General features: G+C 73.8%; 6 protein-coding genes and 1 pseudogene. 5 read left to right on the top strand and 2 right to left on the bottom strand.

Annotated elements, in window-relative coordinates:
* Together ABZ641_RS23030 and ABZ641_RS23025 are read left to right on the top strand one after the other, a co-directional pair.
* Positions 1 to 270, top strand: a pseudogene (locus ABZ641_RS23030) (hypothetical protein); the annotation flags it as partial.
* 116 nt (positions 271 to 386) lie between these two features.
* Entirely contained in the window at positions 387 to 1,703 is a 1,317-nt protein-coding gene (locus ABZ641_RS23025; RefSeq protein WP_359984463.1) for an MFS transporter, read from the top strand.
* A gap of 84 nt (positions 1,704 to 1,787) precedes the next feature.
* On the opposite strand, the gene ABZ641_RS23020 is transcribed toward ABZ641_RS23025, so the two are convergent.
* Together ABZ641_RS23020 and ABZ641_RS23015 are read right to left on the bottom strand one after the other, a co-directional pair.
* The gene (locus tag ABZ641_RS23020; RefSeq protein ID WP_359984460.1) at positions 1,788 to 2,597 is read right to left on the bottom strand and encodes a BRO family protein; all 810 of its coding nucleotides are present in this window, start codon (positions 2,595 to 2,597) and stop codon (positions 1,788 to 1,790) included.
* A gap of 158 nt (positions 2,598 to 2,755) precedes the next feature.
* Positions 2,756 to 3,589, bottom strand: coding sequence for a maleylpyruvate isomerase family mycothiol-dependent enzyme (locus ABZ641_RS23015; protein ID WP_359984458.1), 834 nt, complete (start codon positions 3,587 to 3,589; stop codon positions 2,756 to 2,758).
* Positions 3,590 to 3,745: 156 nt separating this feature from the next.
* Between ABZ641_RS23015 and ABZ641_RS23010 the strand changes: the two genes are divergently transcribed.
* From ABZ641_RS23010 to ABZ641_RS23000, 3 genes are all read left to right on the top strand, one after another.
* Complete coding sequence (locus tag ABZ641_RS23010; RefSeq protein ID WP_359984455.1) at positions 3,746 to 4,543, top strand: carbon-nitrogen family hydrolase; 798 nt, start codon at positions 3,746 to 3,748, stop codon at positions 4,541 to 4,543.
* A gap of 233 nt (positions 4,544 to 4,776) precedes the next feature.
* On the top strand, positions 4,777 to 5,694 hold the full coding sequence (locus tag ABZ641_RS23005; protein WP_344622176.1) for a GntR family transcriptional regulator: 918 nt from the start codon (positions 4,777 to 4,779) through the stop codon (positions 5,692 to 5,694).
* 121 nt (positions 5,695 to 5,815) lie between these two features.
* A partial coding sequence (locus ABZ641_RS23000) for a hypothetical protein (RefSeq protein ID WP_359984454.1) occupies positions 5,816 to 6,262 on the top strand: 447 nt, incomplete at its 3' end.

Below are 6,262 nucleotides of genomic sequence, written 5' to 3'. Positions count from 1 at the left end.
ACGCCCGGTGTGGTCACCGGGCGGCCGAGGCTCCAGGTGAGCGCGGTGCCCCTGGAGGGGACGCGCCAGCTGGCCGTCGAATGGACGGTGAACGGGCGGCCGGTGGCGGCCCCCGGCGGCACCTGGCTGGACACCGCCGGCCTGACGCTCGCACCCGGCGCCCGCGCCACCGTCACCGCGACCGTCCGCGACACCACCGACTGGGTGCGCGACGAGGCGTTCCGGGACCGCTTCATGACCCGCACGGTGAGCTGGACGCTGACCGGCTGACCGGTCGACCGGCGTGCTGGTGGCGGTCCGTGGTGCGTCCGGGGGTGTCCGCGGCGCGGACCCGGTTCGTACCCTGCCGGATTGATCCGGTCATGGGATGACTAGGCTCAGGGGCCATGAGCGCGGACCCCGTCGGCACCACCCGTCCCCCGTCCCCCCTCGTCCCGCCGCAGCCCCTCGTCCGTCCCGTGCCGCCCGGCGGCCGTGCCGCCTGGGCGGCCTGGGCCGTCGGCGCCTCGGTCTACCTCCTGGCGGTCGTCCACCGCACCAGCCTCGGCGTCGCCGGCCTCGACGCCGCCGCCCGCTTCGGGATCGGCGCCTCCGCCCTCTCCACCTTCGCCATCCTGCAGGTCCTGGTCTACGCCGCCATGCAGATCCCGGTCGGCCTGCTCGTGGACCGCCAGGGCGCCCGGCGGGTGCTGCTGCTGGGCGTCCTGCTGATGAGCACCGGGCAGCTGGCCTTCGCCTTCGCCACCTCCTTCGGCCCGGCCCTCGCCTCCCGGGCCGTGCTCGGCTGCGGCGACGCCATGACCTTCATCAGCGTGCTCCGGATCGCCGCGCACTGGTTCCCGGCCGCCCGCAACCCGCTGATCGCCCAGCTCACCGGCCTGGTCGGGGTCGGCGGCAATCTGGTCACCACGGTCGTCCTCGCCCGGGCCCTGCACGAACAGGGCTGGACAGCCACCTTCGCCGCCATCGCCCTGGCCGGCGCCGGGATCTTCGCGCTCGTCGGACTCGTCCTGCGGGAGGGGCCCGGGCACGACCGCCGGACCCGCCGCAGCACCCCCGCCCCCACCACGTCCGTCGGCCGACAGATCCGGGACGCCTGGGCCGAACCCGGTACCCGGCTGGGGCTGTGGGTGCACTTCACCACCGCCTTCCCCGCCAGCGCCTTCGGCCTGCTCTGGGGCATGCCCTACCTGGTCGAGGGCCAGGGCATGAGCCGCACCGCCGCCGGCGGGATGCTCACCCTGCTGGTGGTCAGCAACATGGCCTTCGCCCTGCTCTTCGGCCGGACGGTCTCCCGCAGCCCGCGCAGCCGGATGCCGCTCACCCTCGCGGTGATCACCGCCACCGCGCTCTGCTGGGCCGCCGCCCTAGGCTGGCCCGGCGGACGACCGCCGCTCTGGCTGCTGGTGGTGCTGATCACCGTCATGGGCAGCAACGGCCCCGCCTCACTGGTCGGCCTCGACTACGCCCGCTCCCACAACCCCGCCGAACGGCTCGGCACCGCCTCCGGCATCGCCAACATGGGCGGCTTCGTCGGCGCCGTCGTCACCCTGCTCGGCATCGGCGTCCTCCTCGACACCCTCGCCGGCGCCGACGGCACCCACTCCGCCGAGGCCTACCGCTGGGCCTTCTGCTGGCAGTACGTGCCGCTGGCGGTCGGCACCGCGATGATCCTCCGCCTCCGCGGCAGGGCAGGGCACTGAGAGAACGCCAATACCCTCGCCTCGGGCGAGGATATTGGCCGTTTCCACAGGTCAGAAACCCTGACCTCGGCTGAGGGTTGCCACTCAGGCCTCGCCGATCTCCCGGAGCAGGTCCGCGATGTCGAGCGGCGCCCCCGAGAAGGTGACCCGGCCGAGCTCGCACCGGACGGTGCCGCCCGGGTGGTTGCGGCGACCGGTCTCGGCCAGGTGCCGGATCAGCTCGACCAGCTTCAGCCGCGGGCAGCGCGGCAGCACCACGCTCCCGCGGATCCCGACCCCTTCCACGCTCGGGCAGCTGTAGTACGGGCCGAAGGGCGGCCCGCTGTCCTCGCCACGGCCCGGCACCCTGAACTCCATCTCGCCGTGCCGGCAGTGCACCGTGCCGTCCGAGCGCACGTGGGCGCCGACGCCGTCACCCCGCGTGACGTCGGTGAGGATCTCCACCTGCTCCCCGACCGTTCCCGTCAGGGTCTCGGCCATCCGTGCCCGGTGGTGGCCGAGGTCGAAGTCACCGCGCCTGATCGAGGGCAGCAAGTCCCCGGTGATCCACTCCTGGAAGGGCTGGGCGGCCGGCTTCCGGGACCTCATGACCAGCCGGTAGAGGCCCGCTTCGTTGATCAGGCCGAGCATCGGATTTCCGCGCCCGTAGGGTTTCCCGTCTGCGGAAACGTCGTATTGCGTATTTGAAATAAGGGTTAGCTCGCGGCTGTCGACCGTCCGCCGGTTGCCCGGTCCGACCAGGTCGGCCGCCCGGCTCGCGTTGTCGCGCCCGAGGATCCTGCACACGTCCGCGGTGACGAACCACGGCTCCCCGTCGATCATCACCACCCAGATCGGCTGCCCCGTGATCGGGAAGCTCGACGGCACCAACACCATGTCGGTCTCGTCGTGCATACCGCCTCTCCTTCACTCTCGGTGATGGGTTCTGCACACATCAACGAGTCCGAACGCGTGATGTGGCGGTCGGCAGGCGTCGTACGGGGGTACGAGGGCGTGCGCCACCCGCGCGCGGGGGCGTGCGCCAGGGAAGGCTCCCGAAAGGGGCGGGGGTGTCAGGGGGTCAGTGCGAAGTGGGCCAGGATGCGGGCGGCGAGTTCGGTGTCGCCGTCGACGCGGACGGCGTGCGCGGCGATCTCGGGGCGGACCCGGCCGCAGGCGAGCCGGAGGTAGGTCTCCCAGTCCAGGTGGAACTGGACGTCGGGGGCGAGGCCGACGGAGGTGTCCACGCTGCCGTGGCCGACGGCGTTGACCCGGACGGTGCGCAGGAACTCCAGCGGGCCGCTGACGTCGAAGACCACCGTGGTGCCGGCCGGTGCGCCGGCGAGCTTGGCGACCACCTTGGGCAGCCCCTGGACCAGGTAGTCGCGGGCGACCGCCGCGCCGGGGGAGTCCAGGTTGCCGGGCACATGCAGGGCGCGGCGCAGGTCCTGCTCGTGCACCCAGACGTCGAAGGCGCGGTTGCGCAGCAGTTCGGTGTAGCTGATGTCCCGGGAGAGCGGGCCGGCCGGCCAGCGGACGAGGTCCTCCGGCTGCTGACGGGCGTTGCGCAGGGCGCGCGAGCGGCGGATGACCGTGTACTCCAGCTCGCTGGTGATCTCCACCGGCGTGTGGCAGCGGCGCTTGTCGACCGGCAGTTCGACGTAGCGGGCGAACTCGCTGGTGACGTGCCGCAGGTCGCGGGGGAGGGAGTGGATCGGCCGGGGGTCGCCGAGCAGCTCCGACTCGACGGCGATGATGTGCGAGACGATGTCGCGGACCGACCAGCCGGGGCATTCGGTGGGCCGGTTCCAGGAGTCGGTCGGCAGCGGGGCCAGCAGCTCGGCCACGGACTCGATGGACTGCGTCCACGCGTCGGTGTAAGCCTGCACGGTCTGGTTGTCCGTCACGGGTATCTCCGGTCCTCCGTCAGCTTCCAACACGCCCCGCCGGCCGCCGCCGGGACCTGGGGGCGCAAGCGCTACCCGCACGTTACGCTGTCGGGTCACAGCAGGGCAGCGCTTTCGGGTGATGATCGTAGGACTCTTGCCGTGGACGGTGGTACTGTGCGCGCTTCATTGATCCAACTCGCGGTCTCCGATTCCGAGCCGCCCGCCGAGCGGCGGTCCCGCGCCGCGGCGCTGGTCAGGGCCCAGGAGGGTGCGGACCTGGTGGTGCTGCCGGAGCTGTGGGCGCTCGGCGGCTTCGCCTACGAGGCGTGGGCGACCGGGGCCGAGCCCCTGGACGGGCCCACCGCCGAGGCCATGTCGGCGGCCGCCCGGGCGACCCGGGTGTGGCTGCACGCCGGTTCGATCGTCGAACGCGATCCGGACGGCCCGATCTACAACACCTCGTTGCTGTTCGCGCCGGACGGCACCCTCACCCACACCTACCGGAAGATCCACCGCTTCGGCTTCGACAGCGGTGAGGCGGTCGCGATGGGTGCGGGCCAGGAGATCGTCACCGCCGCCACCGACCTCGGCCGGCTCGGCCTCGCCACCTGCTACGACCTGCGCTTCCCCGAGCTGTTCCGGGCCCTGCTGGACGACGGCGCCGAGCTGCTCGTGGTGCCGGCCGCCTGGCCGGAGCGCCGCCGCGAGCACTGGACGCTGCTGGCCCGCGCCCGGGCCGTCGAGGAGCAGGCGTTCGTGCTGGCCTGCAACACCGCGGGCACCCACGGCGGGGTCCCGCAGGCCGGGCACAGCCTGGTGGTGGACCCGTGGGGCCGGGTGCTCGGCGAGGCCGGCCCGGACGAGGAGGTGCTCACCGTGGAGTTCGACCCGGCGGAGGTCGGCAAGGCCCGCGCCGACTTCCCGGTGCACCGCGACCGGCTGCTCGGCATCCCCGCGCCCGTCCAGCGCTGACGCCCGTCCGGCGTTGACGCCGGGCTGCCGCCTCCCGGCCGCCGCCTGCCCCGGCGTACCGTCCCCGTCCGCCCGGCCGGTGCGGCGGCCGCCCGCTGCCCGGCAGTCGGTGTCCGCTGTCCGGTTATGGGCGTGATGGGGTACTTGTGCACCCCGGGGGCGACTTTGAGAAGATGGGCCGCCACCGCCTTCCGCGCTGGCCCCGTGACGCCCGCCGAGGAGGGGTGGCCCGCATGTACGGCACCGGTGCCGCCCGTCCCCCGATCCAGCGCAACAGCCTGCGCGAGCAGATCGCCGACGCGCTGCGCGAGGAGATGATGGCCGGCCGGCTCGCCGCCGGCCGGAACTTCACCGTCAAGGAGATCGCCGACCTCTACGGGGTGTCCGCGACCCCGGCCCGCGAGGCGATGGTCGACCTCGCCGCCCAGGGGCTGCTGCGCACCGAGCACCACCGGGGCTTCACCGTCCCCGCCTTCACCTGGCGGGACTTCGTGGAGATCTTCGAGGCGCGCACCCTGCTCACCGACAGTGCGATGCGCCGGCTCACCGCGCACCCGGCCCGGGGTTCCGGGAGCTACGACTGGTCCCGGATGCCCTCGCTGCGCCGCCGGGCCGACGCCGCCGCCCGCGCCTCCCGGCAGGGCCAGCTGGACGTGCTGGTCGGCTGCGACCTGCGGTTCTGGCAGGAGGCCGCGGCCCTGCTCGGGAACGCCCGGATCGCCGACTACCTCGGCTGGCTGCGGGTGCAGTCCTGGATGTTCGCCGCCCCCTACCTGCGGCAGGTGGGGGACCTGGGCGGGGTCTGCTGGGACCGGCACGGCGACCTGGTCGACCGGATCGAGGCCCGCGACCTGTCCGGGGCGCACCGGGTGGTCAACGACTACAACCTGTTCACGCTGGAGCTGCTGGGCCGGTTGGCGGGCGAGGAGACCGACGAGGTGCCGGTGGCGGCTCTGCTGCGCGCGCCGGTCGCGGGCGCCTCCGAGCCGGGCCCGCAGGCCGCCGCCCCGGCCCCGGCCGTCCCCGCCGCTCCGGCCGCGGTGGCGGAGGAGGCCACCCGGGTCCCGCCGCCCCGGTCGGTGCCGCCCGGGCGCTTCGGGCGGCCGGTCCGCCCCTCCGGCCCGGTGCCGGGCCGCACCTCTCCGTCCTGAGCGGGGACGCCGTCCTCGGCCCCGTGGGCCCGGCGGGGCACCGGTAGGGTGGGCGCTCGTTCCCCGACCACCGTCGGCGGCGCGCGCGCCGCGTCCGACCCCCGGAGAGGATGAGCCGGCCATGGCCTGCGACCTCTGGCTCGTCCCGCTCGTGGACGTCCTCACCTACAACCCCGAGAACCCCTTCCGGGACGACCTCGTCCGCTACAACGCGGTGCTGGCCGGCCACGGGCTGCCCGAGGTCCCGGTGCACGGCTACGCGCCCGGCATCACCGGTGAGGTCGAGCCGATAGCCGCCTTCGACTACGACTCGCTCCACTTCCTGCGCCGCGCCTACCTGTTGGGCGTGACCGGCTTCCAGATCACCCCGGTGGACGCGCTCGGCGGCGACTACGAGCAGCTGCTGGAGATGTTCGAGTCCACCGCCGAACAGTCGCACCTGGTCTGGCACTTCGACCACGCCGGGGCGTACGTCCCGGTGGAGTTCCCCGTCCCGCTGGTCGACGACGCGCTGCTGGCGACCGGCGGCCCGCTCGGCTCCTCGTACGGTCTGCTCCGCGAACTGCAG

Source organism: Kitasatospora sp. NPDC007106 (genome assembly GCF_040634455.1).
Classification (GTDB): domain Bacteria; phylum Actinomycetota; class Actinomycetes; order Streptomycetales; family Streptomycetaceae; genus Kitasatospora; species Kitasatospora arboriphila.
The sequence above is the reverse complement of the archived record's forward strand: the minus strand, read 5'-3'. Positions and strand labels throughout refer to the sequence as shown.

Excerpts from the sequence above, each read along its gene's own strand:
- ABZ641_RS23005 (WP_344622176.1), top strand. The coding sequence starts at position 4,777 with ATGTACGGCACCGGTGCCGCCCGTCCCCCGATCCAGCGCAACAGCCTG.
- ABZ641_RS23020 (WP_359984460.1), bottom strand. The coding sequence starts at position 2,597 with ATGCACGACGAGACCGACATGGTGTTGGTGCCGTCGAGCTTCCCGATC.
- ABZ641_RS23025 (WP_359984463.1), top strand. The coding sequence starts at position 387 with ATGAGCGCGGACCCCGTCGGCACCACCCGTCCCCCGTCCCCCCTCGTC.